This window comes from Bacillus sp. FSL M7-0791, assembly GCF_038627085.1.
GTDB classification, from domain to species: domain Bacteria; phylum Bacillota; class Bacilli; order Bacillales; family Bacillaceae; genus Bacillus; species Bacillus safensis.
Genome location: NZ_CP152022.1, coordinates 1,941,141 through 1,967,612, shown reverse-complemented (window position 1 = coordinate 1,967,612; position 26,472 = coordinate 1,941,141). Strand labels below are relative to the sequence as shown.

Here is a 26,472-nt window from a genome sequence, read left to right as displayed (position 1 = left end):
GAGGATATATCAATGAAAATAACAGCAATAGAACCAACGCCAAGTCCGAATACCATGAAGGTGATTTTGACAGAAGCACTTGCCGGCGGTAAAAGCAACAACTACAAAAAGGATCAAAAAGACGAAGCACCAGAAATGATCAAGCGTATTTTAAGCATTGAAGGTGTAAAAGGGGTTTATCATGTTGCAGATTTCTTAGCGGTTGAGCGAAATGCAAAGTTTGACTGGCAGGGTATTTTACAACAGGTCAGAGAAGCCTTTGGACAAGAAACAGAAGGTCTTCAGGAAGGATCGCAGTCAGGCGATGACACATTTGGTGAAGTGAAAGTGTTTGTCCAAATGTTTAATGGGATTCCAATGCAGGTCAAACTGTCAGATGGTGAAAGAGAAGAACGGTTTGGCATGCCTGAACGTTTTCAAGCAGCCATTTTAAAGCTTAGAAGCAGCTCAGACAATGTCGTGTTTGAACGTGTGTGGAAAGAACACGGCGTTCGTTTTGGAGAATTTGCTGATATCGGTCAGGAAGTCATAGAGGAGCTACAAGCAGCCTATGATGACGAGCGTTTAGCCCGATTAACAGAGGCGGTTAAAGAAGGTCAGGAAGCTGTAGATAGACAGGTGAACCGAAAGGCATATGATGTAACAGAAGAGATGCTGCAAGAGGAAGATTGGAAAAAACGTTTTGCCCATTTAGAGCAAATGCAGCCAGAGCTAAAGGACATACCTGTTTTAATGAAAGCAATGGAGGATCCAAAAACGTCTATTCGCAGACAAGCCGTTGTGAATGCTGGCATGATTGAAGATCCTGCCATTCTGCCTATTTTATATAAGGGGCTCGAAGACAAAACAGTGACGGTCCGCAGAACGGCTGGCGACTGTATTTCTGATCTTGGTGACCCAAGTGCTATCGAAGCCATGATCGCAGCATTAAAGGACCCGAGTAAGCTTGTACGCTGGCGTGCAGCTATGTTCCTTTATGAAGAAGGGGACGAAACGGCACTTGAAGCATTAAAAGAAGCAGAGCAAGACCCTGAGTTTGAAGTCAGTCTTCAAGTGAAAATGGCGATTGAGCGCATTGAGCATGGAGAAGAAGCAAAAGGTTCAGTATGGAAACAAATGACAGAAAGTAGAAAGAATGCATCAGAATGATGAGAAAGATGAACAAGCTGCCAATGAAAAGCAGCTTGTTTTTCTAAAAACGATAGACAGAAAAATTTTTTTAGAAAAATTATTTTGAATATTGTTGAAATATGCGAAAAAACTCTATATAGTAGTACCAATATAGAATATTGGAGGTCAGATTTTATGACACGAACCTTGCTGAGCGCTTGCTTCAGCAGCCATGTTAGTCATCAGTCATTCATAGGTGGCTAAATAAACAGAAAATTTGTAAAATAAAATCAACTCAAAATCATGCAGTCAACAAGACTTGTAGTATAGGAGGCTTTTTAAACAGATGGCAGAACTACGCAGTAATATGATTAAACAGGGAATCGACAGAGCACCTCACCGAAGCTTACTAAGAGCGGCGGGGGTAAAGGATGAGGATTTCGGCAAGCCATTTATTGCCGTATGTAATTCCTATATTGATATTGTCCCAGGACATGTCCATCTTCAGGAATTCGGGAAGATTGTGAAAGAAGCCATTCGTGAAGCTGGCGGGGTTCCATTTGAATTCAATACGATTGGCGTCGATGATGGAATTGCCATGGGTCATATCGGGATGAGATATTCATTGCCAAGCCGTGAAATCATTGCTGACTCTGTGGAAACCGTTGTATCTGCTCATTGGTTTGATGGAATGGTTTGTATTCCTAACTGCGATAAAATCACACCAGGAATGATGATGGCAGCGATGCGCGTGAATATCCCGACTGTCTTTGTGAGCGGGGGACCGATGGAAGCGGGTAGAACAAGTGATGGCAGAAAAATTTCTCTTTCTTCTGTGTTTGAAGGCGTTGGTGCATACCAGTCAGGTAAAATCAATGAAGAGGAATTAAATGAATTAGAGCAGTTTGGCTGTCCAACCTGCGGATCTTGTTCAGGTATGTTTACAGCTAACTCAATGAACTGTTTAGCGGAAGCACTCGGGATTGCTCTTCCTGGAAATGGAACGATTTTGGCGACATCACCAGAGCGAAGAGAATTTGCGAAGAAGTCTGCAAAACAACTCATGGAGCTCATCAAAAAAGATATTAAACCACGGGATATTGTCACTGAAAAAGCAATTGATAATGCATTTGCATTAGATATGGCACTTGGTGGTTCAACCAATACCGTTCTTCACACATTGGCGATTGCGAATGAAGCAGGTGTTGAATATTCACTTGAACGTATCAATGAAGTAGCAGAACGTGTGCCTCATTTATCAAAACTTGCTCCAGCTTCAGACGTTTATATTGAGGATTTACATGAAGCAGGCGGCGTTACAGCGGCACTAAATGAATTGTCTAAAAAAGAAGGAGCTCTTCATTTAGATACAATGACCGTCACTGCGAAAACGCTTGGCGAGAACATTGCGGGGCATGAGGTAAAAGATTATAACGTCATTTATCCAATTGACAAGCCATTTACTGAAAAAGGCGGCTTAGCCGTTTTATTTGGAAACCTTGCGCCAGATGGAGCCATCATTAAAACGGGCGGGGTACAAGACGGGATCACACGCCACGAGGGGCCTGCGATCGTATTTGAATCCCAGGAAGAAGCCCTTGAAGGTATCATTAATAGAAAAGTAGAAGCAGGACATGTTGTCATCATTCGCTACGAAGGACCTAAAGGCGGACCTGGCATGCCTGAAATGCTTGCACCTACTTCACAAATCGTCGGCATGGGACTTGGACCAAAGGTTGCTTTAATTACAGACGGACGTTTTTCCGGCGCTTCTCGCGGATTGTCTATTGGACACGTCTCTCCAGAGGCAGCTGAGGGCGGCCCGCTTGCCTTTGTTGAAAATGGTGACCATGTCGTTGTCGATATCGAGCAGCGCATTTTAAGCGTAGATGTTCCTGAGGAAGAATGGGAAAGAAGAAAAGCAAACTGGAAAGGCTTTGAGCCAAAAGTAAAAACGGGTTATCTTGCTAGATATTCAAAACTTGTGACATCAGCCAATACAGGCGGAATCATGAAAATTTAATCTGATATCGAACATTTGAAAATTGGCTCTCTCTATAGTATCCTTTATTCACAACATAAGGATTATAGAGGGGGCTTTTTTATGTCAATGGCATATGAAGAATACATGCGCCAGCTCGTTGTACCGATGCGTCAAGAGCTGACAAGTGCAGGATTTCAAGAACTAACAACGGAAGAAGAAGTAGAACAAACGATGCAAGAAGCAGAAGGAACGACATTTGTCGTTGTCAATTCTGTATGCGGGTGCGCTGCCGGCTTAGCACGCCCAGCTGCTACACAAGCTGTGATGAAGGCAGAAAAAACACCAGATCGAATTGTCACAGTTTTTGCTGGTCAGGACAGGGAAGCAACGGCAAAAATGAGAGAATACTTCACAGGCGAAGAGCCATCGTCTCCATCTATGGCACTTTTAAAAGGAAATGAACTCGTTCATTTTATTCCGCGTGACGAAATTGAAGGTCATGAAATGGAAGACATCATGAACAACGTCTTATCTGCATTCGAAAAACATTGCTAATACACATGTTGAAATGTCCTGTGATCAAATCAGGGCATTTTTTCTTGATCATGATGGAGGAACCGCATGCTTATCACAACAAGCTTTAGAGCAAATGAACAAACAATTGAAACAGCAAAAGCCCTTGCAGAGGATTTACATGGTGAGTATGTAGAAAGGCGCAAACAATCCGTCAAGCAGCTTGCGATGAAACGAGGAGACGTCCTTGTTGTGGGGAAAGAAAGATTCGAATGGTATCAGCCAAATGGTGAAAAGTTCTTCTTCCATCCAAGCTCAGCGATGTTCCGGGTGAAGCGGCTCATGCGCGGAGAAAAGGATCCTTTAATCGAAGCCACGCAGCTTCAGCCGGGCGATTCCTTTTTAGATTGTACGCTTGGCTTAGGATCAGATGCCATTACAGCAAGCCTGCGAGTAGGTACGGATGGAAGGGTCGTCGGTATCGAAAAGAATCCGATGACAGCATTGCTAGTGCGAGAAGGACTAAACACATGGGAGACAGGGGTAAGAGAGGCCGATGAAGCGATGAAGCGGATATCTGTTGTAAGTGGAGACAGTATCGAGCAGCTAAAAAAGCTCTCTGATGAATCATTTGATGTCGTCTATTTTGACCCGATGTTTGAGGAGACGATTCAAGAATCTGCAAGTATCGCACCGCTCCGTCATGCGGCAGAGCACCACTTTGACCACGAAACAGCCGTCCAAGAAGCACTGAGAGTGGCGAGAAAAAGAGTGGTTTTAAAAGATCATTGGAAAAGTACCCGATTTCTAGCAGACTCCTATCAATTTCACGTTTTAAAACGAAAAACCGCCCAATTTCATTATGGATATATTGAGAAAGAAAAAAGCCCTCGCTAAAGGTTCAGGTGTGCAGACAATTCTTTTTAATAACTTGTCAATCATCTAAAAAAGCCCTTATTCAGGGCTTTTAATCTGTAATCTCCATATAGACAAAATAAAATAATGTCAGCAAGGAAGCCGTAATAAAAAAACCTTCAAGCATACCCATTCCTCCCAAATTTTAGTCGCCTTTACTGCCATTGTAAACGTTTTATTATAAAAAAGAAAGTCTCAAATCGGTGGCCAAATTGAATGACTGAAAATTCATTATATGCTAGAATAGCAGTATGATAACTTATGGAAGGAATTAGATATCATGAAGATGTGGATGAGAAAAACGCTTGTTGTGCTCTTTACGATTGCAACTTTTGGTTTAGTCTCTCCTCCGTCGGCTTTGATGACAGACAAGCCCTCTGAACTTTCTTCATCTGATAAAACGCCTTATACAGCTGTTTATGATACATCAGATGAATTGCGCAGCTGGGAACGAACGCAAGAGGAAAGCAAAGAGCAGATAGACCCCTTTGAGCAATATAAGCAAGAGGTGCTGTCAAGTGCAGAAAATCAATCCTTTCTCAAATTTGGCCGTAAAATCACACCTGTCATTGAGGACGAGTACAGAGAAGAAATTCAGCCGAAGATTGAACAAGTGTTAACCGACTATTTAACAAATTTCAAAGATGACGAAAAATTTCAAGATGTTGTGATAACTGATCAGCCTTCAAGCGGAAATGGCGAAAAAATCTTCCACATTTACAACCGCAAGACCGGAGAAGATTTGCTCCGTTTTCATGTCAGAAGAGATCAGCCGCCTCACAGCGGATATTGGTTTAACTTTCATTACCATACAGCAGAAGATGGATTCCAGACGCATCATGAACTCGGTAATATTTACTGGGATAAAAACACCCCGCCGAGCTGGATGAGCCACTAGAAGGAGATGTCATGCCAATTGAAAAAATATACAATGAACGAAATGGTGCAGATTACAAAACAAATGTTAAACGATCGCGGAGTGAAAATTGAAGATATCGCACACATTGTGCTGAAGCTCCAAGAAAAATATCATCCAAACCTTCCACTTAGTGTCTGTATTGAAAATGTTGAAAAAGTGCTGAATAAAAGAGAAATTGTCCATGCAGTTTTAACAGGACTTGCCCTTGATCAGCTGGCAGAAAAAAAGCTTTTGCCAGAACCTTTACAGCACTTAGTCGAAACAGATGAGCCGCTATATGGAATTGATGAGATTATTCCGCTTTCCATTGTCAATGTATATGGATCAATCGGTTTGACCAACTTCGGTTATTTAGATAAAGAGAAATTTGGTATTATTCGTGAATTAGATGAAGGCCGTCCAGGTGAAGTGCATACTTTCCTTGATGACTTAGTCGCTGCACTTGCCGCAGCAGCTGCAAGCCGGATTGCTCACTCACACCAAGATATTAAGGATGAAGAGCAGGAACGAGTGAATCAAGCATAAAAAGAAAAACATGTCTGCTCATCATGCAGGCATGTTTTTTTGGTTTCAAGAAAAGCTGAAATAAGGTAAACTACAACAAGAACATAAATAAAGGATGAAAAAAATGAAACAATACAAAGAGTTATGCCGTCATGTATTACAGCACGGGGATGAAAAAGGTGACAGAACGGGTACAGGTACAATCAGCACGTTCGGTTACCAGATGAGATTTGATTTACAGGAAGGGTTTCCTCTTTTAACCACAAAGAAATTACACCTGAAATCAATCATTCATGAGTTGCTTTGGTTTTTAAAAGGTGATACAAATGTCAAATATCTTCAAGAAAATGGTGTCCGGATTTGGAACGAATGGGCAGATGAAAATGGAGAGCTGGGCCGTGTATACGGTGCACAGTGGAGATCATGGGCGAGCGGAGACGGCGAGACAGTGGATCAGATCGCAAAGCTGATTCATGATATTGAGCACAACCCGAATTCAAGACGACTGATCGTCAGTGCTTGGAACCCGGGGGAAATTGATCAAATGGCGCTGCCTCCTTGTCATTGTCTGTTTCAATTTTACGTATCAAACGGGAAGCTTTCCTGCCAGCTATATCAAAGATCGGCAGATATCTTTTTAGGCGTGCCATTTAATATCGCTTCATATGCTCTTCTAACGATGATGATTGCCAAAGTCACAAATCTTGAGCCAGGAGAGTTTATTCATACACTCGGAGATGCTCATATTTACCAAAATCATCTTCCACAGGTGAAAATGCAGCTAGAGCGCGAGGAACGCACGCTTCCTACGCTTCGTATTACGAGAGATGTAAAAAGCATTTTTGATTTTACCTTTGATGATTTTGTGCTTGAGAACTATGATCCGCATCCGCATATTAAAGGAGAAGTCAGTGTATGATTTCCATGATTGTGGCGACAGGAGAAGACAGAGTCATTGGTCAAGATAATCAAATGCCTTGGCATTTACCAGCAGATTTAGCGTATTTTAAAAAAGTCACAGGCGGTCATACGATTGTCATGGGCAGAAAAACCTTTGAATCGATTGGACGAGCGCTGCCTAACCGCCGAAACATTGTGCTGACCACAAGTTCTTCTTTTAAAGCAGAAGGATGCGAGGTTGTTCATTCAATTGCTGACATTTTGGCAATTGCGGAAAGCGAGACAGAGCTATTTATCATTGGCGGGTCTAAGCTGTATGAAGAAATGATGCCATATGCGGATCGTCTCTATATCACGCACATTCACCATGCGTTTGAAGGAGACCGCTATTTCCCGTATTACAATGAAGATGAATGGACGATTGTATCACGCGAAAAAGGCCATCGTGACGAAAAGAACCCCTACAATTATGAATTTGTCGTCTATGACAAAAAAGGATAAGTGAGTAGGAGGAGTACGGTTGTTTCGTTATTGGTTTTTAACGATTTATGTTGTTGTATCCTTTTTAAAAAGTATGAGGCATTTGTACGATCATGAATTAACGGATCCACGCATTTCCTATACGAAACGAATGCATCTCATTCATGAGTATGCAAAAAGATTTGCCCGGGGATGTATTGATCAATCAGGATCAGTCATGACCATTCATCAGCAAAAGAAGCTGCCAGATGGCCCGGTTATTTATGTCACAAAAGAGCTGAATCCAGTCACGACGACATTATTAATCGGCCACCTTGAGAAGCCATTTGCTTTTATGGCAAAGCCGAAGCTCTTTCGGTATCCGATTTTAAAACAATGGCTCAAAAAAATGGCGGTCATTCATCAGAATCAAACGGATGAGGCCTTATTAGAAGAAGCAAAGGAAAGAATCATGTCTGGGCAGAGTATCTTGCTTTCAGAAGCATATCGTCACATTGCAGAGGCGCTTGCTGAAGAATACGATTGTCCGCTTGTACCGATTGAAACGAGCGGAACGGATCGTCTTTTAACTGGGAAGATCGTGAAAAGACTGCGTCCTGTTAATGTTGATATTCATATTAAAGCTCCTGTCATGATCAGTGATTACGCACAAAAGCGTGCATAGAAAAAACCAGCATCCAAATAGTGGATGCTGGTTTTTTTCATGCAGCAGGAACGTTCACACAATAGAATAAAATGCAGAAGAACATCGATGCGCTGCCGCCGAGAACAAAGCTGTGCCAAATCGCATGATGATAGGGGATTTTCCGCCAAATATAAAAGATGGTTCCGACCGAATATAAAATGCCGCCTAACAGTAAGAGGCCAAATCCTGCACCTGTTAATTGGATATAAAGCGGTTTGATGGCAATGATGATCATCCAGCCCATTAATAAATAGACAAGGGTAGATACGATAATAAAGCGTTTGACGAAAAAGATTTTAAAGACAATCCCACCAGCAGCAAGCGCCCATACAATCGCAAGGAGTGTATAACCCAGTGCACCTTTTAGTGGTCCAAGTAAAAAGGGTGTATATGTACCAGCAATCAATACATAAATAGCCGAGTGGTCGAGAATTTCAAAAACATCTTTTGTTTTTTGGTGCCGAATGCTATGAAGCAGGGTTGAGCTTAAATAGAGCAGCAGCATGGATGCACCAAATATCGAAAAGCTGATAATGTCTGTGACGGTGCCGTATTGAACAGCGAATAAGACGAGAAACACAATAGCTGGAATGGATAAAATAACACCAATGCCATGTGTAATGGCGTTTGCAATTTCTTCTTTTACAGTAAACAATGGATGTCCTCCTTTTATTGAACCGGTATATAACCATCAAGCGACTTCAGGAATGAAAGACCTTCAAGTGTAATCTTCGTTCCGGCCCTGCCTTTTCCTTTCGTCACGTATGCTTTTTTCTCAAGATCATCTAAGCGGTTTCGCACCTGCTGAGGGGTCAGCGGGATGTCTCCTTGTTTGCTTAATTCAGACAAGATGCGCCTGCTGGCTGCTTCTCCTTTTTCATTGAGAGATTTAATGGCTTCCAGCAAGAAAACAAACTCTTGTTTTTCCATTAGTGTGAGCTGGTGTTCTTCCTTTTTACCTTTCACGGCTGAGGGAAGAGGTGCTAACACAAAGGGCGGTAAATGATGTAAAAATACCGTGTGGCCCTCGAGTATGGACGCAGCGTAATGAACAATATTTTTGAGTTCTTGGACATTTCCTTCAAATGGATACTGCTGCAAGGCTTCCCAAACACTTGGATCAATATCAGGTGCCATGTTCAGCTTTTGAAAGAAAGCATTTGTTAACACAGGAATATCTGTTTTTCGTTCGGCTAAAGCTGGAAGGGCCAAATGAAGAACATTCAGACGATAAAACAGCTCGGGTAAAAAGGTAGAAGAAACCCTGAGTGCCTCTATTGATAAAGACGAAGAAGCGATTACTTTTGTTGCAGGTGACGTTTCTAGAAAGTGAATGACCTGGTGCTGCATAGAAATACTTAATGCACCGATTTCATCTAAATAAAGAATTTGATTGTTTTTTTCTGTGAAGGCTTTCTGTAAGGTTTCTTCATTCAAGATGGGGCAATACATGTGTGTCAGTGATGCGTGTGGAACAGATACGTTCGCCATTTCTTGGGCGAATAGCGTTTTGCCTGTGCCGATGTCTCCTGTTATCAAGACCGGCTGTTCGTTTTTCGAAAATTGTTTTGCCAAATGAATTGCATGCTTGATATCTTGATGATCTCCATAGATAGATGCGAATGATTGAGTGGCCATTGGGTGATTCCTTTCTTTGTGGTTCTAATTGGTTCAATTGTAACACCCAATTAAAACAAATGTACAGCAAAACGAAAAAGTTTATAAAATTTATGATGGATCGATGATCTATTGGTTTATTTTTTGAATATTCATGTTATAATGACAAATTAAATAAGGTTAAAGAGAAAGGATCTTGTACATGAAACCGTTGCTCAAAGAAAATACGCTAATTCAAGTGAAAGACATCTTAAAAGCCCATCAAAATTTGAAGGATGTAGTCATTCATACACCACTTCAAAAAAATGAGCGACTTTCTGAACGATATGAATGCAATGTCTACTTAAAAAGAGAGGATCTTCAAGTAGTTCGTTCCTTTAAATTAAGAGGCGCTTTTAATAAAATGAGCCAGCTTCCAAAAGATAAACTAGAAAATGGCATTGTCTGTGCAAGTGCTGGAAATCACGCGCAGGGTGTTGCCTATTCTTGTAAATATTTAGGCATCCATGGGAAAATCTTTATGCCTGCTACGACGCCAAGGCAAAAAGTATCACAAGTGGAGCTGTTCGGAAAAGAATATGTTGAAATTATCTTAACCGGAGATACGTTTGATGATTCGTATCATGAAGCCGTAAAATGCGGAGATGAAGAGAAGCGCGAATTTATCCATCCGTTTGATGATCTGGATGTGATGGCAGGACAAGGAACGACTGCTGTCGAAATCTTAAATGATATCGAAGTGGAGCCTCACTTTTTATTTGCAAGTGTCGGAGGTGGAGGTCTGTTATCTGGTGTTGGTACATATATCAAAAATATCTCACCAGAAACCGAAATCATTGCAGTCGAACCGCTTGGCGCAGCTTCACTGCATGCCTCACATGAGAAGGGCGAGGTTGTGACACTTGATTCGATTGATAAGTTTGTAGACGGAGCAGCGGTTCAGCGGATTGGCGAAAAGACGTTTACATCGCTTCAGTCTGTTGTCGATAAAATCAGTCTTGTACCAGAAGGGAAAGTATGTACAACGATTTTAGAGCTGTATAATCAATGTGCGATTGTAGCAGAACCGGCTGGCGCATTGCCGATCGCAGCATTAGATGCCCATCGCGAGGAGATCAAAGGGAAAAATGTTGTCTGTATTGTCAGTGGAGGAAATAATGACATCGGCAGAATGCAGGAAATCAAAGAACGCTCGATGATCTATGAAGGGCTTCAACATTACTTTATTGTCAATTTTCCGCAAAGAGCAGGAGCGCTTCGTGAATTTTTAGATGAAGTGTTAGGGCCAAATGATGATATCTCACGCTTTGAATATACGAAAAAGAATAACCGAAGCAAAGGTCCTGCGCTAGTCGGCATCGAATTGAAAGAAAGAGATGACTATGCAGCGCTGATTGAGCGGATGGATAAAAAAGGATTCCACTATGTTGAAGTGAATAAAGATCAAGATTTATTCCACCTATTTATTTAGGCTTAACAGATAATTGGAAAAGAGGATTGATCGTTTGTGCTGCTCAAAACAATATGTTTTAGACGGATGGATGGAGCTCAGATCAAGGTAACAGAAGTCCCTGTTCTAAAGGGAGATGAGGCGTATCGTTTCATGCTCACCTTTAGACTTGAAGCTTTCTTGAAAAAAGTCTATGTATCTAAAGGAAAGAGAGCTGTGTACTCTTTCAGAGAGGATGTGAAACGTAACGTCAAGTGGAGCACATATGAACAGATCTATCAGGAGCCTACACTGAAACACAATGCGTAAGCAGAAATCTTTGTCAAAAGGGGGAAGCAGCCATTTTGAAATGGCAGCTGCTCAGTTTGGCAAGGATTTTTTTCATGACAAGAAGAAAATGTGACAATTTCAAAAACGTTAGGTCAGTTGTTTTCAAGTGTGCAGGAAATAAGGTAATATCATAAGTAAAGACTAAGACAGCAAGGATGAGACGATAGTGAAACAAATTAAAATTGTAACAGATTCAACTGTGGACCTTCCGCAAGAAAAAATCAATGATCTTTCCATTCACGTGATTCCGCTCAATATCTCCATTTCTGGAGTTGATTATATTGACCGAGTGAATATACAGCCAGATGAATTTATTGAAAAAATGGAGGCCGCTGAGGAACTGCCGAAAACGTCTCAACCTGCGATCGGTCAATTCGTCGAATTATATGAAAGGCTGACGGCAGATGGAAGCGAAGTGATCAGTATCCATTTAACTGGTGGAATGAGTGGTACTGTTCAAACTGCTGAAAGCGCTTCGAAAATGGTAGATGGAAATATCACGGTGATTGATTCGAATTTTATTTCCTATGGATTAGGATTTCAAGTCATCAAAGCAGCAGAACTAGCCAAAAAGGGTGCAAGCCGCGAAGATATTATCACAGAATTAGATAAAATCCGTCATCAAACAAAGCTATATGTCACGATCGATACATTAGAAAATCTCGTCAAAGGCGGCAGAATTGGAAGAGGAAAGGCGCTCATCGGCTCACTTCTTCACATCAAACCTATTGCCAGCTTAACAGACGGGGTATATACGCCAGAAGCGAATGTGAGAAGCTACTCTGCGCTTGTCCGCCATCTGACAAAACAGTATGTACAGGCGGTGAAGGGAAAAACAGTTCAAGCCATTGGGATCGCACATGCAGATGCATTAGAACTCGCTGAAAAGCTAAAAAAAGCGCTGCTTGATCACACACCTGAAGCACTGATTGACATCGCCTACACAACACCGATTATTTCGTGTCATACTGGAAAGGGCGCAATAGGCTTTACTTTTTATACCGATTGATAGAAAAAGGGGATGGACATATCATGTATAGAAAAAGGGGAGCCTTACTTGGTGCGCTTATGGTGGTAAGCGTGCTTCTTTTAGTCTCATGTTCAAATGGACAAATCAAGGATGCTTTAAATTATCAAATAGAGCCGTTTGAGTTTGAAAACCAAGATGGCCAAAAGGTGTCATTGGATGATTTGAAGGGGAAAGTATGGGTCGCTGATTTTATTTTCACAAGCTGTGAAACAATTTGTCCGCCGATGACTGCTCATATGACAGAGCTGCAAAAACGGTTAAAAGAAGAAAAATTGGATGCGCATATCATTTCCTTTAGCGTGGACCCAGAGGTCGATTCACCTAAAAAGCTAAAGGAATTTGCAAAAGCTTATCCATTGTCCTTTAAAAATTGGGATTTTCTCACTGGGTATTCACAGTCAGAAATTGAAAAATTCGCAATGAAAAGTTTTAAAACCATTGTAAAAAAACCTGAAGATGAAGACCAAGTGATTCATCAGTCCCTGTTTTTCCTTGTCAATCAAGATGGGAAAGTGATGAAAAACTATGATGGGGTGCAAAACACACCTTATGATGACATCATCAAGGACATCAAAACGCTGAACCGAAGCTAGCATAAGGATGTTCAAATGGGCGAAAACATGATACACTTTTTTAATCAGAAAAAGGAGGGACATCATCGTTTGAAGGCTCGTTTGATTTTGATTGTGATGTCTCTAGCTTTTGTTCTTTCTGCATGTTCCGCGCAAGAGGCTGGCATAAAGGATAAACTAGAAGACACACCAAAAGTAAAAGAACATATTACCATCGCAGCAGTTGGAGATTCTTTAACAGAAGGAATCGGAGATCAAGATAAAAAAGGCTATGCAGGCATGACCCGTGACAAGATAGAAGCAGTGGACGGCGTGCAGTCTGTCACATTAAAAAACTATGCCATTAAAGGCAGTAGAACAGTAGATTTATTAAAAAGATTAAAAGAAAAAAAGGTGCAGGACGGACTGAAAGATGCTGACTATATTTTCTTTACGATCGGCGGGAATGATCTCATGCATGTTGTCCGTCAAAATGTGCTTAATTTGACGTTTGCTCCTTTTCAAAAAGAGCAGGGTCCTTTTGAAGAGCGCTTTAAAACCATTCTTGCTCAACTGAGAGAACAGAATGATCATGCGAAAATCATGTATGTCAGCATGTACAATCCTTTTAAATTCAGTTTGTCTGAGCTGCGAGATATTGATGAAGTCGTTCAAGACTGGAATGCCGCTGCTAAAAAGGAACTCAAAAAAGACGGCAATGCGGATATGATCAATGTAGCAGATTTATTTGAAGAAGGTTCTGATGAAAAATTACTGGCAGAAGATGATTTCCACCCAAACCAAAAGGGGTACTCTCTTATGGCAAATCGTTTATTCTCCGAAGTGAAAAAAGAAGGACTGCCGAAGGAATAGGGTGAAACAGATGAAAAAATGGAAAAGCTTATTTTTTATTTTACTTGCAATCAATCTATTGATTGTGATTGGCTGCGGTATTTTGATGCTGCTGCCAGGCGGTCAATCCGCTTCAACCAAAGAAGTGAAAAGCGAATATGCTTTTAATATATCCAGCTCAAAGGAATCACTCACCAGCTTTGTGAATGATTATTTGAAAAATCAAGGATCAAATGATATGCCAGACTTTCATGTAGCAATCGATCAAGATGTGAAAGTAACAGGCGCAATTAAAGCTTTCTCTTCAACGATTGATGCAAACGTCTCATTTACGCCAACTGTTGAAGAGAATGGTGATGTGCTTTTGAAAGTGGATGACTTTTCAATTGGACAATTGAGCATTCCGATTAGTTTTGTTTTAAGCTACATGGGTCAGTTCTATGAACTGCCAGAGTTCGTTCATGTAAAACCGGATCAAAAAACGGTTGAAGTGCGTCTTTCAGAAATGCCGCTGACGAATGATATGTATGTGAAAGCAAACAAAATTGATCTACAGAACGATGAAATTGAATTTTCATATTATCATCCAAAGCAATAGAACGTGTGAGTCAGGAGTGTTATCATGAAGCGAGTCTATCAATATTTTAGTTTACTGTCGTTTTTATTTGCTGCGTACTTCGGCATAACAGCTGCCAATGCTTTAAAAGCAGAAAATATCGATCAGTTTTACTTAAATATTGCCTACTGTGCATTATTTCTTGGCACGATGATTCTTGCTTTTGATTTTCAAAAGCAAGAAAAAGCTGAAGATGTCTCGTAAGGAGCCTTTTCCATTTTAGGAAAGGCTCTTTTTTATAGTTGGCGAGACAAGACCACCTTTGCCATAAGTTCAGGTTCTCCGTTCGCAAAACCATGAAGCAGAATCAGGTATGCACGCTTTGTTTGCAGATGAACTTTTGGGATATCAAGCAGTACACTTTGAGTGCCGGCGGCTTTCAATTCAAAATGATATTTATTTGGGGAGAAATGATGAATGTGGGTGCTGTTTACATAATCAAGCTCCTTCGATATAACCCCTTGGTCTCGTTCATATATATCTATAGAAGGAAGGTCCGGAGACAGCTGTACAAATGTAAGTGCTGAGAGGTCTTCTTGTTTGATCAAAGCAGCCTGCTGCTCAGTCAAGAGTGCAAAGCCTGCACGGGCACCTGTGATACATAATGTGTAGACCTCGCCGCTCTTAAATCGAATGCGGGAATGAAGAATTCTCTCCTTTGTAGCCAGTTTGAACACTTCTATTTCATACATTCCCTCATCCCACTCCATATAAGCGGTTAAATGGCTGTAAGGCATTGGTTTCATTACCTGCTTCCGGTTCACATAAACAGCGAGCTCACTGAGATCTGGTGCAGCGTGAAATAATCGAATAAAGGCTTTTGATGAAGGGCTGCTTTGAAGATGCTCGTAGGTGTCAGCGAATGTCCGATATGGAAAGTCATGATAAAAGAGCTGCTGCATGTCATCAATCCCTTCTTTCTCATGCAATGGTGTTTTTTGTAGCGTATGCATGAAAAAGACGATCTGTATAGGCAAAAGAAGCATAGAAAAAAGCCTGACGTATTCCGTCAGGCCGGCATGTTAAGAAGGAGAAGAATATTGATGATATTCAGCTAGTTTAATGAACGTTTTTTCATCCTCAATTAAACCACAAACGCCGCACTGGACTTTCATTTGAGGACCTTGATAGCTCAAGTGAAAAGGAGACAGCTGTTCTCCTTCGTATCTTTCGACAACTGCTCCTGTTGCTGGATCTAGCTTGACAGGTTCTGAAAGCTGCTCAATGAGATTAAAGCGCGTTCTGTTTGTTTTACAGTTTGGACAAAGGTAAGGGCTTGTCATGGTTCATTCCACCTCTTTTTATCCGTAGCATGTCCTGAGCGCTAAAATCTATGCTTAATCCTTTTGACTTTTATCCAGCTTTTTAAATAATTTGATCATGGTTTTTAGTTCTTCGTCATCAAATGATTCAAATCGCTCCATAAAGTATTCAGTTTTCTTTTTCTCAAAATGCTCAGTAATTTCCTTACCCTTATCGGTTAAGTGGATTTTGATGATGCGGCGGTCCTCTTTTGAGCGGATACGGGTAATCCAGCCTTTTTCTACGAGTGTGTCAGTCACAGCGGTAATATGACTTGCTGACACTCCAAGAATGGAAGCGAATTCCGTTACTTTTTTTGCACCTTGCTCACGGAGCAGATTTAAAATAAGAAATTCATTCCGAGATAATTCGTTTTCGAGCAGGCTGTTAATTTCATAACGGATCTGCTTAAATACGGTTCTCAGTAAAGTGTCCATTTCGTACATCATTTGTTTTCTTTGTTCCAATCATTAAACCCCCATTATATTTTAAAGATACGACAGAATGCTTTCTTTTATTTTAGGTATACAAGTCGTATCATTTTCATTATTTTTTATCATGTTATAATATGATGATACCATTTTTTAAATGAAGGGGGCACTAATATGTCTGAAAAACAAGAATTAGCCACATTTGCAGGAGGCTGCTTCTGGTGTATGGTTAAACCTTTTGATGAACAGCCGGGCATTATCAAAGTTGAATCAGGGTATACTGGCGGACATACAGTGAATCCGACCTATGAGGAAGTATGTACAAATACAACGGGACATAGAGAAGCGGTTCAAATCACGTTTGATCCTGACGTGTTTCCATATGAGAAGCTGCTAGAGCTGTATTGGCAGCAAATAGACCCAACAGACGATGGCGGGCAATTTGGCGATAGAGGGGAATCTTACCGTACAGGTATTTATGTTCATCATGACGAGCAGCGAAAGCTTGCAGAAGCATCGAAAGAGCAGCTGAGCCAAAGCGGGATTTTCAAAAAGCCAATCGTTACAGAAATTTTAGACGCAGGTCCTTTTTATCCAGCAGAGGATTATCATCAGCATTATTATAAGAAAAACAAAATGCACTACGAACGATATCATGTCGGTTCGGGCAGAGCCGGTTTTATTGAGTCCCATTGGAGTGATAAATAATGGCAAATGAAAAAGAAAAGCGTATAAAAGAATTAAACCGCATGCAGTACGAAGTCACGCAAAATAATGGCACAGAGCCGCCATTTCAAAATGAATTTTGGGATCATAAAGAAGAAGGTATCTATGTGGATATCATTTCAGGAAAGCCGCTTTTTTCTTCTTTAGATAAGTTTGATGCCCACTGCGGATGGCCAAGTTTTACAAAACCGCTTGAAGAGGAAGAAGTAGCAGAGAAGGTTGATACGAGTCATGGAATGGTGCGGACAGAGGTTCGCAGTAAAACAGCTGATTCTCATCTAGGTCATGTTTTTCCTGATGGACCAGGGCCAAACGGTCTTCGGTATTGTATTAACTCAGCCGCTTTAAAGTTTATCCCAAAGGATGATCTTGAAAAAGAAGGCTACGGAGATTTTAAACATCTATTTGATTGATCCATTTAAAAATCGTCACATGGAAAGCAGCTGCTTCCGTGTGACGATTTTTTATTTTTTATGATGTGTATGATGTAATTGTTCGATGATATGGAACAGCTTTTCTTTTGTAATGAGCGGTGCTTCTTTTGAGGTGTAATTCGTTAAGTCGACTTTTTGAAAGGCAGGGTGCAAATGTGGTCTCGGTAAAATGGCATAAAATTGTTCATGTTCAAACAGTGCATCTGCTTCGTGCGGAAATGTGAGCTCCTCGTGAAGCTTTTCGCCAGGTCTTTTTCCGACTACAAGAATATCCGGAGATTTAGCATTGATTTGAGCGGCATATTCATGAAACGCTTTTAGGAGATCGGCAAGTTGTAAGGACTCCATCTTGAGAATGAAGGTTTCGCCGCCTTTCATCATGATTGCTGCTTGAAGTGTGAGGGAAACAGCCTCTTCAATGGACATAAAAAAACGTGTCATATGAGGATCAGTCACGGTCAAAGGTTTTTCATTTAATAGCTGCTGGAGCATGATCGGAATAACGGAACCTCTAGATCCAAGCACATTGCCAAAGCGTACAGAGCAAAACCTGGTTTTTTGATTTGGAATACTTTCGTTTGCTTGGAAAAATAGTTTTTCTGAAATCAATTTTGTTGCACCCATGGCATTCGTTGGAGAAACCGCTTTGTCAGTTGAAATGTTGACGACATGACTCACTTCATGTTCGAGAGCGGCTTCAATGACGTGCTGCCCGCCGATGATATTCGTTTGAACGGCTTCGAACGGATTATCTTCACAAGTGGGTACTTGTTTTAAGGCCGCTGCATGGAAAATGATATCCACACCCTTGACGAGCTGTCTCACGCGGCTTGCATCCCGGACATCTCCTAAAGCGAATACGACCTCTGGATGATCTGCGTACTCATTTTTCATCATGTATTGTTTGCTGTCATCTTTACTGAAGACGATTATCTTCTTTGGAGAGCAACTTGTTAATTTATTCACGATTTGCCGGCCGATTGACCCCGTACCGCCTGTAACCAATATCGTTTTGTCACGAAAAAAGGTCTTCAAAGTCGTTTCTATCTGTTTGGACATATCTAATCCCCCAACTCTCATTTCTCTACTTTGCATCATATGTGAAAGAGCGGCATTCGTTTGAGGAAAAGAACCACTTCATGTATAAATTAGGTGAACAAATTATAACCATCTGCTTGTCGTCTTAATAGAATATGGAGAGATAAGAGATCAACTAGAAAAACGAGAGACCTGAATACTTCAGTACTGCGGTCAGCTCGGGCAGAGAAGAAAATTGTAGGGAGCTGTGCGCGAGGGGAGAAGAGAAGACATGTATAGGGGAAATCGTATTTTAGCCATGATACCTGCATTTAGAAGTCACGACGGCCAGCATGATGAACACATACGCATATTGGCAGAGAGGCCGCTTATCTATTGGACCATTCAGCCGTTATTGCAAATGATTGAATTAGATGAAGTCATCGTCTCCTCAGAGGATGTCAATACGCAAATCATTTCATCTCACTACGGAGCAAATGTGATTGAACTGCCAAGCACACATGTAACAGAACAAACGCCGTCACTGTTAGCTGTGAAGCATGCGCTTGCTTATTTAGAGCGGGAGGGAAAAACCTTTGATATTGTGCTGTATCTGCATCCATCGTCTCCTCTAAGACAGCCGGCAGATATCGACAAGTGCTTGCAGCTTTTAGTGGAAGGGGGATATGACTGCACCGCATCTTTTACAGAGGCGTTAGAAAACCCAAATGAAACTTGGACACTGCATGAAAACAATGAAGCTACTTTATATAAGGACAATCATTACTTTTTCATGCCAAAGCATGAGCAGCCATATACGTATGGCCGGCTAAATGGTGCGATATATGCTTTTCATGCTGATTATGCCAAAGAATGCATTCATTCCTTTTTAGAAGGATCTGTCGGAGCATATATGATGGATCACACGCGGTCGCTTGTGGTGAAACAGGAGGCAGATCGGAAAGAGGTAGAGAAAATCTTATTAGCTCGCCGAGATGCGGAAGATCATGCATAAGCTGGCATTCAACGAGAAAAAGCGCCCAGTTATAGGGCGCTTTCAGCGTGTAGACAAACCCTCGCATTCGGTGTCAGGTCTGCGCTCCGGTGCTCACGAATGTCAAATTCGCTCCGCTCCGGTACTCGCCCTTCCTACACTGCAAAGGCTTTCTATCACGCTGAAAAGAAGACAAAGGGCTAAAATCAAGAACATTTTAGCCCTTTGTCAACAATTTGAAAGCGCCCAGTTATAGGGCGCTTTTTACAATGTCATAAAGCCTTTGTGGCATCGTATCAAATGTATTCCAGCGAACGGCTTGCTCATAGTTGTTCAGTGCGGCCGCCTTTCTTTCACATGCATTTGATCCATAGTATTCCACCTGTTTGATCAAATCATCCTCATCTTTGTAAAAAGCAAAGCTTGAAAAAGCAGGCGGCGGAGGTAGATCCGTCAATTGAAAACTTCCAGTTGCAGCAATGTCAAATGCTCTGTTATTGAGGCTCATATTTTGAATCATGGCTTTGTTTTTGTTAAACGCAAATTGAGCCGGCCTATGCGGATTCAGGACAATTGCTGTCTGCTGATAGATGTCCGCCATTTGCTGAGGACTCAGCCAATTCGTTATCAGTATGAAATCACGATAATGTCTCCGTGATTTATTTAAGTGACGGTGCCATTCCTTACCTGCAACAAGAATACGCCATTTGTTTTGCTGCAAGAGTGTATCGATGGCTTTGATGCGGTTGGGATAAGGGTAGCCAATGAGTGCAATGTCATACGTGCACATCTTTTCTGGCGATTCATTTTTCTGAAAGACACGTGTATTTGCCGGAATGGGAAAGTAGTGCGTATGATCAGCGCCTAATTGTTTATAAAATGGCAAAACCCCTTCATCAATTGTCAATATAAGCTGAGCTTCATGTGCGCAAGCAGCTGACACATCTGTATAAAAAGGATCTTCTGTCATCCAAAGAACAATCGGGATTTTTTCTTGTTTGAATTGATGAAGCACATCTTTCGGAACATGATCACCGATCATCATCAAAACAAAATCCGGAGAAAATGTCCGGATTTTGTGCATGTTAGTGGGTAGAGATTCTCTATCAATCTTTACACATGAAAAGGGGGAATCAATGAAGCTTTCTTCTACCCATTGATCAAACATGTGATAGATTCCGCCGTAGCCAGAACTGATATAAAGAAGCTTCATGATGATCCTCTCACATTAAGATGTGAATGTAACACTTTCAACTTTATCTACATCTAATAGAGTCGTTGCTGAGCCTGTAGGTGTGACAGAGCTTTCTTGTGTAACAAATACAACACCTGTTGAAGCATCGAATGATACAAATTGAACTGGCCCAATTAAATCTCCTGAGTCAGTGACAATGCTAATGACTGTTCCTGGTGCAAGTCTTGCAAAGATCCATCTTGCTGGCTGAGATACATCGAGTGTTGTAGCAGAATCTGAAGGTGATGCCTCAGCTGCCACTTCACTTAATAAATCGTTCAATTTTTCTTCCATTTGAACTCCTCCTTCTTCGAGATTAGCTGTTAATGCACGAGTAATTGGTTTGAAAAACACTTTCAATAGTTCCTTTTTTAATTCAGCACGCTTTTCGCTCATTTTTTCCCCATCCTTTCTTCATCAATTCAAACTCACCCCTATGTATATGCCGTTCATTTTTTTTGGCATAAGCAGAACGCTGATTCCTGATCTTTTTTTCATTTAATCACTTCACACATTTTTAAAAATGTTTTCAAATGCTGAGGCTAAATGAAGTGACGCTCATACTCTAGTAAAGATTAAATGTGAAGAGAGAGGGATTATGAATGGAATTTGAACAATTATTAGATGGTTGGAACGAAGAATTACTAGAGTCGGAAGGAGTGCTTGAAGTCATCTTGATTTTACTTCTTCTTCGTCTTTTAGAAGAAAGTGGGGAAGAGAATGTGTCAGACATCAAAGAATTACTTCGTCCATGGCTTGAGCTTGGCATTCCAGTGCCGCGTGTTCATTTAGTCAATGGAGATGTACTTCAAAACGTGGTTGTCGTGCAATTGTTTGATACGGTTGCAGTCTTTAAAAACGCGACAAATCAGCTAAGAGTGAGTGTTCCTTATGTGAACATTGTCAGCTGGGGGGCTTTTTAATCTAATCAAAAAGGATAATGATCATGAAAGTATCGGTGATTTTAACAAGCTACAATAAACCAGATTTCATTGATCGTGTGCTAAAGAGTATGGTAGATCAAACGTATCCGCATTGGGAGCTTTTGATTATGGATGATGGCTCAGAAGAGGGCACCATTCAAAAGATCCAGCCCTATTTAAGTGATGAACGCATTCAGCTGTATTCGCACACAGTTCATCCGGCAAAACGGCTGTTAACTGCACGATATGCGACGCTTATTAATGAAGCATTAACCCGTATAACAGGTGAGCTCATTTGTTATTTAACCGATGATACCGTGTACCATAAAGATCGTTTGCTTAAAATGGTGGATGTTTTTCGGTCGAAGCCTCACATAGATATTGTGTATTCCTCGCAGCGGGTCGTGCATGTTGATCAGCATTTAGTGGAAACAATGAGTTTTATTCGAGAAGCAGATCAAATCTTAGAGCATGCGTCCTTTCAAGTGGACCATTGTTCGGTCATGCACAGAAGCTGCTTGCTTCCACTGATCCATGAAAAATACGGACAATATTGGGATGATGAGCCAAAGCACTGGCATCATGCAGATTCTGTATTTTGGATGAGGCTGAATCACTTCGCTGCGTTTTTTCCATTAAAAGATGTACTGGATACAACGTATAAAACGCCTCATTCCTTTCATCATCTGTTTTCGAGTATGCCGTATGATTTAATTGACGGAACGGTCATTGAAAAAGAAGGAGATTATTATCAAATCGCAGACGGGAAACTTCATGGAATTGAAAAACGCTGGATCAATGAAAAGAACAGGCGTGCGATTCGTGTTCCGCTGTTATGTGAGATGAAATATGAAATGAAAGAGAAGCTGGCAGTACCCAATTATACAGTTGTCACCGCAGATTATGGGAAAACGTTCTTTTATATTGAAGATCAGAAAAAAAGACGGTTTGCTTCAAAACGTGACGTGCAATATTTTCAGTTTCATCCAAAGGAGATCTATACGATTTCAAATGATCAGCTCCAGGCATTTGAGGATGGCAGCATCATTCAAGCTTCTCCGGTTTTCAGTCCGCCAAACAGGCGCCTGTTTAAATGGAAACAAGATGTTTATTTACTTGTGCATCATACCTTTTGCCGAATTGATCCTGAGATCGTGAAGCGATTTGCTTTTTATCATCAGCCGATTAAGCTGTACCCATCCCAATTTACGTTTTTTCAGGAAGGAAAGCCGATTGTGCCGCTGTATAGGGAATCGCTGCAAGAATTCGATATGTCTCTTTATCAAACATCCGGACGAAAGCACTCCTCATAAGAGGGGTGCTTTTTTCGCAATGATTGCAGGAAGTAGAAAGGAAAAAGCGAAACATGAAAAGGACATGAACCTTTTAGAAATGATCAAGCCGCTGAAAACTCGGCAATTGATGCCGGTTTTTTGGCACTGAAAGTGAGGGGGAAAGAATGGGGAAGGTTGTCGAAAGAGCAGATTGGTTTGAATTGATTTTAGAAGCCATTGATGAAGCCATTCACGTTGTAGATGATCGAGGGATGACGATTTTTTACAATCATAATGCCGCTAAATTTGACTGTTTACAAAAAGAAGAGGTGATTGGCAAGTACATCCTTGATGTGTATCCCTCTTTAACTGAAAAAACAAGTACGCTCATGCATGTGTTGCGAACAGGAAAGCCCATTTATCATTCACTGCAAACCTATTTGAATAAAAACGGAGAAAGGATTGAAACAGTGAACACGACATTGCCTATTATCGAAGATAACGAGTTAATAGGCGCGGTCGAAGTCGCAAAAGATGTATCAAAGCTGTCGGCTCTTTCCAATCGTTTAGGGCAAAAAAAGCGAACACAAGACGCGGCTGAGGCCGTACAAATGCATGATTTTGCTTCATTTTTAACAAATGATCCGCTTTTAAAAGAAATGCTTGAAAGGGCAAAAAAAGCAGCTGCTTATCCATCATCAGTTGTTGTCTACGGGGAAACAGGGACAGGAAAAGAAGTGCTCGTTCAAGCCATTGTCCATGAATCTGACCGGAAAAATCAAGTGTTCATTCCGCAAAACTGTGCAGCACTCCCAGAATCATTACTTGAAAGTTTATTGTTCGGATCTGTCAAAGGGAGCTATACTGGTGCACTTGATCGCAAGGGACTTTTCGAATTAGCTGATGGAGGCACACTTTTTCTTGATGAGCTGCAAGCGATGCCGCTCACGCTGCAGACGAAATTATTACGTGTGTTAGAGGATGGCGTTGTCCGCCGCATCGGTGACGCAAAGTCCATTCAAGTGAATGTTCGGCTCATTACTGCGCTCAATATGGACCCATTCGAAGCAGTGAAAAAGCAAATTTTAAGAGAAGATTTATTTTATAGACTGCATGTATCATCTTTTCATATCCCGCCGCTTCGTGAAAGAAAGCAAGATATCACGCTGCTATCCCGCCACTTCATTCAAACCTATCATCAGCAGTTTTCAAAAAACGTCACACGCCTTTCTGAAGAAACGGAACGATTGTTTATGGCGCACCACTGGCCTGGGAATGTCAGAGAATTAAAACATACGATAGAGCATGCCGTGTTGATGATGCCAAAGGAAGCGGAAGAGATCACCCCTCTATTCCTTCCGGCTCATTTACGTGAGCAAAAGCTGGAAAAAGAAACATCTGAATCCTCCTTAAAAAATCAAGTGTCTTCATTTGAACAAACGTTGATTCAAGAAGCTTTACATCAGCATCATGGAAATATTAAAAAAACCGCCGCTGCTTTAAAAATCCCTCGACAAACGCTGCAATATAAATTAAAGAAATATGCAGATGCCGAAATATAGGCACAACATCCAATTGAATATGACGGGTAAAAGCTCCTTTTGTAAAGAATAGGGGCATTTTCCCATGTTGGCACATAACTTGCATAGTATAAAGTGAATGCTGATAGGGGGAATGGATATGAATCAGAAATTGTATGAACCGGCACGTCACTGGAAGGACATCGAGCTTTGGAAGGATGTACCTGAGGAAAAGTGGAACGACTGGATTTGGCAGCTGACGCATACCGTGAAAACGCTTGAGGATTTAGAAAAAATCGTAAACTTAACAGAAGAGGAACGAGAAGGGGTGAAGATTTCCACCAAAACCATTCCACTCAACATTACACCCTACTATGCCTCACTGATGAATCCAGACGATCCAAGATGTCCAATACGTATGCAATCTGTGCCAATTGCAGAAGAGCTTCATAAAACAAAATATGATCTGGAAGACCCGCTGCATGAAGATGAGGACTCACCTGTCCCGGGGCTCACGCACCGATATCCAGATCGTGTGCTGTTTCTTGTGACAAATCAGTGCTCCATGTACTGCCGTTATTGTACGAGAAGACGTTTTTCCGGCCAGATTGGTATGGGTGTGCCGAAAAAGCAGTTAGATGCTGCAATTGGATATATTAGAGAAACACCTGAGGTGCGGGACGTGTTAATTTCTGGCGGAGATGGGCTGTTAATCAATGATCAAGTGCTTGAATACATTTTGAAAAACTTACGAGATATTCCGCACGTTGAGATCATTCGGATTGGAACCCGCGCGCCGGTTGTCTTTCCGCAGCGTATTACAGATGAGCTGTGCGAGATTTTGAAAAAATATCACCCAGTTTGGCTGAACACCCATTTCAATACAAGTATTGAAATCACAAAAGAAGCAAAAGAAGCGTGCGAACGTCTTGTGAATGCCGGCGTCCCTGTAGGGAATCAGGCCGTCATCCTTGCAGGTATTAACGACAGTGTGCCGATTATGAAGAAGCTGATGCACGATCTTGTGAAGATTCGGGTCAGACCATATTATATTTATCAATGTGACTTATCTGAGGGCATTGGCCACTTTAGAACACCCGTATCAAAAGGGCTTGAAATCATTGAAGGCTTAAGAGGGCATACGAGCGGTTATGCAGTACCAAGCTTTGTTGTAGATGCGCCAGGAGGCGGAGGGAAAATTGCCTTACAGCCAAATTATTTATTATCGCAAAGCCCTGACAAAGTCGTCCTTCGCAACTTTGAAGGTGTCATCACCTCTTATCCAGAACCAGAGCATTATGTCGCAGGCCAGGCAGATGCGTATTTCAATGAAATTTATGAAGAGAACCAAGAACCGGCAATTGGTATTACCGCACTCTTTGAGGATGAAGCGAGATCGTTTACGCCTGAGAATTTAAGCCGAATGAAACGTAGAGAAGCATATGAGACAAATCCTGAGCATGACACACTTAAAAACAAACGTGAAAAACGAGACGAATTAAAAGAGAAGAAATATCAAGCGCAGCTCAAAAAAGAACAAACGGTAAAGGAGGAGAAATAGCCTTGCTGACATGTGATTGGTGTGAGGAAAACAAAGCAAATGCGGAGCAGACAACAGTCTATTGGGAACTGATCACGGGCACACAATCAATTGAAATCATCGAAACGCCGTCCATTTCCTGCACGCACTGCGGGATGATCTATCAAAAGGATGAGACGGTCAAAGAGATTGAAGATCAATTAATTTTAGTGGATCAGACAAAACTTCCAGAAAAAATCTCCTACGAGGAATTAATGAGCATGGAGCGGTTATTAAAGCGAAATTACTTTGACTTTTCATCATAAGTTGTACCTCCGCCTATACAAGTCATCAAATTGCTGTATAATATAACAACAAAATAGTGTGTCGCGGAGGGAAAAACAGGTGAAGTCGTTTTACCATTATTTAATGAAGTTCAGACATCCAAAACCGAAAGATGAAATCAGCCATTTCGCAAATGCTGCGTATGAGGATCACAGCTTTCCTAAAGCTTCCACAGATTATCATGAGCTGTGCGCTTATTTAGAATTAAATGGTGATTATTTAAGCTCAATGACAACATTTGACGAAGCGTTTGAGCAATACGAAGTAGAAGTCAAAAAAAAATAACACACAACCGCT

Annotated in this window: 33 protein-coding genes; 25 read left to right on the top strand and 8 right to left on the bottom strand. The window is 41.3% G+C overall.

From position 1 onward, the window contains the following. The first annotated feature begins 12 nt into the window (after positions 1-12). The 9 genes from MHI08_RS09925 (at position 13) to MHI08_RS09885 (ending at position 7,989) form a co-directional block, all read left to right on the top strand. On the top strand, positions 13-1,149 hold the full coding sequence (locus tag MHI08_RS09925) for a conserved virulence factor C family protein (RefSeq protein ID WP_342491940.1): 1,137 nt from the start codon (positions 13-15) through the stop codon (positions 1,147-1,149). 307 nt (positions 1,150-1,456) lie between these two features. After that, complete coding sequence (gene ilvD / locus MHI08_RS09920; RefSeq protein ID WP_024422739.1) at positions 1,457-3,133, top strand: dihydroxy-acid dehydratase; 1,677 nt, start codon at positions 1,457-1,459, stop codon at positions 3,131-3,133. Between the two features lie 81 nt (positions 3,134-3,214). Further along, a complete protein-coding gene (locus MHI08_RS09915) occupies positions 3,215-3,649 on the top strand; it encodes a BrxA/BrxB family bacilliredoxin (RefSeq protein WP_024422738.1) in 435 nt (144 codons plus the stop codon). A 66-nt stretch (positions 3,650-3,715) separates the two neighbouring features. Beyond that, positions 3,716-4,504: a class I SAM-dependent methyltransferase gene (locus MHI08_RS09910; RefSeq protein WP_041109546.1), complete on the top strand. Its 789-nt coding sequence runs from the start codon at positions 3,716-3,718 to the stop codon at positions 4,502-4,504. 298 nt (positions 4,505-4,802) lie between these two features. Continuing rightward, positions 4,803-5,420 carry a YpjP family protein gene (locus MHI08_RS09905; RefSeq protein ID WP_025093100.1) on the top strand — a complete coding sequence of 206 codons (618 nt, stop codon included), beginning with the start codon at positions 4,803-4,805 and terminating at the stop codon, positions 5,418-5,420. A gap of 18 nt (positions 5,421-5,438) precedes the next feature. Beyond that, positions 5,439-5,966, top strand: a complete 528-nt coding sequence (locus tag MHI08_RS09900; protein ID WP_024428140.1) for a phosphatidylglycerophosphatase A — start codon at positions 5,439-5,441, stop codon at positions 5,964-5,966. A gap of 103 nt (positions 5,967-6,069) precedes the next feature. Then, positions 6,070-6,864, top strand: a complete 795-nt coding sequence (locus tag MHI08_RS09895) for a thymidylate synthase (RefSeq protein WP_024422734.1) — start codon at positions 6,070-6,072, stop codon at positions 6,862-6,864. Beyond that, the gene (locus MHI08_RS09890) at positions 6,861-7,346 is read left to right on the top strand and encodes a dihydrofolate reductase (protein WP_024422733.1); all 486 of its coding nucleotides are present in this window, start codon (positions 6,861-6,863) and stop codon (positions 7,344-7,346) included. The genes MHI08_RS09895 and MHI08_RS09890 overlap by 4 nt, the downstream gene beginning before the upstream one ends. A gap of 19 nt (positions 7,347-7,365) precedes the next feature. After that, positions 7,366-7,989 carry a 1-acyl-sn-glycerol-3-phosphate acyltransferase gene (locus MHI08_RS09885; protein WP_268456441.1) on the top strand — a complete coding sequence of 208 codons (624 nt, stop codon included), beginning with the start codon at positions 7,366-7,368 and terminating at the stop codon, positions 7,987-7,989. A 37-nt stretch (positions 7,990-8,026) separates the two neighbouring features. On the opposite strand, the gene MHI08_RS09880 is transcribed toward MHI08_RS09885, so the two are convergent. Both MHI08_RS09880 and MHI08_RS09875 read right to left on the bottom strand, forming a co-directional pair. Beyond that, positions 8,027-8,665 (bottom strand): hemolysin III family protein, encoded by a 639-nt coding sequence (locus MHI08_RS09880; RefSeq protein ID WP_342499596.1) that lies wholly within the window; start codon positions 8,663-8,665, stop codon positions 8,027-8,029. Positions 8,666-8,679: 14 nt separating this feature from the next. Continuing rightward, positions 8,680-9,648: a sigma 54-interacting transcriptional regulator gene (locus MHI08_RS09875; RefSeq protein ID WP_206533755.1), complete on the bottom strand. Its 969-nt coding sequence runs from the start codon at positions 9,646-9,648 to the stop codon at positions 8,680-8,682. A 181-nt stretch (positions 9,649-9,829) separates the two neighbouring features. Between MHI08_RS09875 and ilvA the strand changes: the two genes are divergently transcribed. The 7 genes from ilvA (at position 9,830) to ypmT (ending at position 14,660) form a co-directional block, all read left to right on the top strand. Beyond that, complete coding sequence (gene ilvA, locus MHI08_RS09870; protein WP_025093104.1) at positions 9,830-11,098, top strand: threonine ammonia-lyase IlvA; 1,269 nt, start codon at positions 9,830-9,832, stop codon at positions 11,096-11,098. Between the two features lie 36 nt (positions 11,099-11,134). Continuing rightward, positions 11,135-11,386, top strand: a complete 252-nt coding sequence (locus tag MHI08_RS09865) for a YpmP family protein (RefSeq protein WP_172880718.1) — start codon at positions 11,135-11,137, stop codon at positions 11,384-11,386. Positions 11,387-11,573: 187 nt separating this feature from the next. Next, positions 11,574-12,416, top strand: a complete 843-nt coding sequence (locus MHI08_RS09860; RefSeq protein WP_280149493.1) for a DegV family protein — start codon at positions 11,574-11,576, stop codon at positions 12,414-12,416. Between the two features lie 59 nt (positions 12,417-12,475). Further along, a complete protein-coding gene (locus MHI08_RS09855; RefSeq protein ID WP_232624221.1) occupies positions 12,476-13,030 on the top strand; it encodes an SCO family protein in 555 nt (184 codons plus the stop codon). A 69-nt stretch (positions 13,031-13,099) separates the two neighbouring features. Further along, on the top strand, positions 13,100-13,861 hold the full coding sequence (locus tag MHI08_RS09850) for an SGNH/GDSL hydrolase family protein (RefSeq protein ID WP_075623731.1): 762 nt from the start codon (positions 13,100-13,102) through the stop codon (positions 13,859-13,861). A 10-nt stretch (positions 13,862-13,871) separates the two neighbouring features. Next, positions 13,872-14,438: a YpmS family protein gene (locus tag MHI08_RS09845; RefSeq protein WP_202738902.1), complete on the top strand. Its 567-nt coding sequence runs from the start codon at positions 13,872-13,874 to the stop codon at positions 14,436-14,438. A 24-nt stretch (positions 14,439-14,462) separates the two neighbouring features. Continuing rightward, positions 14,463-14,660: a protein YpmT gene (gene ypmT / locus MHI08_RS09840; RefSeq protein ID WP_024422723.1), complete on the top strand. Its 198-nt coding sequence runs from the start codon at positions 14,463-14,465 to the stop codon at positions 14,658-14,660. A gap of 32 nt (positions 14,661-14,692) precedes the next feature. On the opposite strand, the gene MHI08_RS09835 is transcribed toward ypmT, so the two are convergent. The 3 genes from MHI08_RS09835 to MHI08_RS09825 form a co-directional block, all read right to left on the bottom strand. Further along, the gene (locus tag MHI08_RS09835) at positions 14,693-15,409 is read right to left on the bottom strand and encodes a DUF4397 domain-containing protein (RefSeq protein WP_342499595.1); all 717 of its coding nucleotides are present in this window, start codon (positions 15,407-15,409) and stop codon (positions 14,693-14,695) included. A 69-nt stretch (positions 15,410-15,478) separates the two neighbouring features. Then, positions 15,479-15,739 carry a hypothetical protein gene (locus MHI08_RS09830; RefSeq protein WP_024422721.1) on the bottom strand — a complete coding sequence of 87 codons (261 nt, stop codon included), beginning with the start codon at positions 15,737-15,739 and terminating at the stop codon, positions 15,479-15,481. 54 nt (positions 15,740-15,793) lie between these two features. Then, entirely contained in the window at positions 15,794-16,225 is a 432-nt protein-coding gene (locus tag MHI08_RS09825) for a MarR family transcriptional regulator (protein WP_007500780.1), read from the bottom strand. A gap of 138 nt (positions 16,226-16,363) precedes the next feature. Here MHI08_RS09825 and msrA point away from each other — a divergent pair, with 138 nt between their 5' ends. Continuing rightward, entirely contained in the window at positions 16,364-16,897 is a 534-nt protein-coding gene (gene msrA, locus MHI08_RS09820) for a peptide-methionine (S)-S-oxide reductase MsrA (RefSeq protein WP_056767086.1), read from the top strand. Then, positions 16,897-17,328 carry a peptide-methionine (R)-S-oxide reductase MsrB gene (msrB, locus tag MHI08_RS09815; protein WP_056767083.1) on the top strand — a complete coding sequence of 144 codons (432 nt, stop codon included), beginning with the start codon at positions 16,897-16,899 and terminating at the stop codon, positions 17,326-17,328. The genes msrA and msrB overlap by 1 nt, the downstream gene beginning before the upstream one ends. A gap of 51 nt (positions 17,329-17,379) precedes the next feature. On the opposite strand, the gene MHI08_RS09810 is transcribed toward msrB, so the two are convergent. After that, positions 17,380-18,408 (bottom strand): SDR family NAD(P)-dependent oxidoreductase, encoded by a 1,029-nt coding sequence (locus MHI08_RS09810; RefSeq protein ID WP_041109529.1) that lies wholly within the window; start codon positions 18,406-18,408, stop codon positions 17,380-17,382. A 250-nt stretch (positions 18,409-18,658) separates the two neighbouring features. Between MHI08_RS09810 and MHI08_RS09805 the strand changes: the two genes are divergently transcribed. Further along, entirely contained in the window at positions 18,659-19,381 is a 723-nt protein-coding gene (locus tag MHI08_RS09805; protein ID WP_342499594.1) for an acylneuraminate cytidylyltransferase, read from the top strand. A gap of 229 nt (positions 19,382-19,610) precedes the next feature. Here MHI08_RS09805 and MHI08_RS09800 read toward each other — a convergent pair whose 3' ends face one another. Both MHI08_RS09800 and MHI08_RS09795 read right to left on the bottom strand, forming a co-directional pair. Beyond that, the gene (locus MHI08_RS09800; RefSeq protein ID WP_342499593.1) at positions 19,611-20,573 is read right to left on the bottom strand and encodes a DUF3880 domain-containing protein; all 963 of its coding nucleotides are present in this window, start codon (positions 20,571-20,573) and stop codon (positions 19,611-19,613) included. Positions 20,574-20,588: 15 nt separating this feature from the next. Continuing rightward, entirely contained in the window at positions 20,589-20,990 is a 402-nt protein-coding gene (locus MHI08_RS09795; protein ID WP_041109522.1) for a hypothetical protein, read from the bottom strand. A gap of 206 nt (positions 20,991-21,196) precedes the next feature. Between MHI08_RS09795 and cgeC the strand changes: the two genes are divergently transcribed. The 6 genes from cgeC (at position 21,197) to MHI08_RS09765 (ending at position 26,460) form a co-directional block, all read left to right on the top strand. Further along, complete coding sequence (cgeC, locus tag MHI08_RS09790) at positions 21,197-21,517, top strand: spore maturation protein CgeC (RefSeq protein ID WP_024422713.1); 321 nt, start codon at positions 21,197-21,199, stop codon at positions 21,515-21,517. Positions 21,518-21,534: 17 nt separating this feature from the next. Then, positions 21,535-22,830, top strand: a complete 1,296-nt coding sequence (locus MHI08_RS09785; RefSeq protein WP_342499592.1) for a glycosyltransferase family A protein — start codon at positions 21,535-21,537, stop codon at positions 22,828-22,830. Between the two features lie 146 nt (positions 22,831-22,976). Then, positions 22,977-24,353 (top strand): sigma 54-interacting transcriptional regulator, encoded by a 1,377-nt coding sequence (locus MHI08_RS09780; RefSeq protein ID WP_342499591.1) that lies wholly within the window; start codon positions 22,977-22,979, stop codon positions 24,351-24,353. A 118-nt stretch (positions 24,354-24,471) separates the two neighbouring features. After that, on the top strand, positions 24,472-25,872 hold the full coding sequence (gene ablA / locus MHI08_RS09775) for a lysine 2,3-aminomutase (RefSeq protein ID WP_098677487.1): 1,401 nt from the start codon (positions 24,472-24,474) through the stop codon (positions 25,870-25,872). A gap of 2 nt (positions 25,873-25,874) precedes the next feature. Beyond that, a complete protein-coding gene (locus MHI08_RS09770; protein ID WP_024422710.1) occupies positions 25,875-26,156 on the top strand; it encodes a YokU family protein in 282 nt (93 codons plus the stop codon). 79 nt (positions 26,157-26,235) lie between these two features. Then, positions 26,236-26,460, top strand: a complete 225-nt coding sequence (locus MHI08_RS09765) for a YozE family protein (protein ID WP_024422709.1) — start codon at positions 26,236-26,238, stop codon at positions 26,458-26,460. Positions 26,461-26,472: the final 12 nt, after the last annotated feature.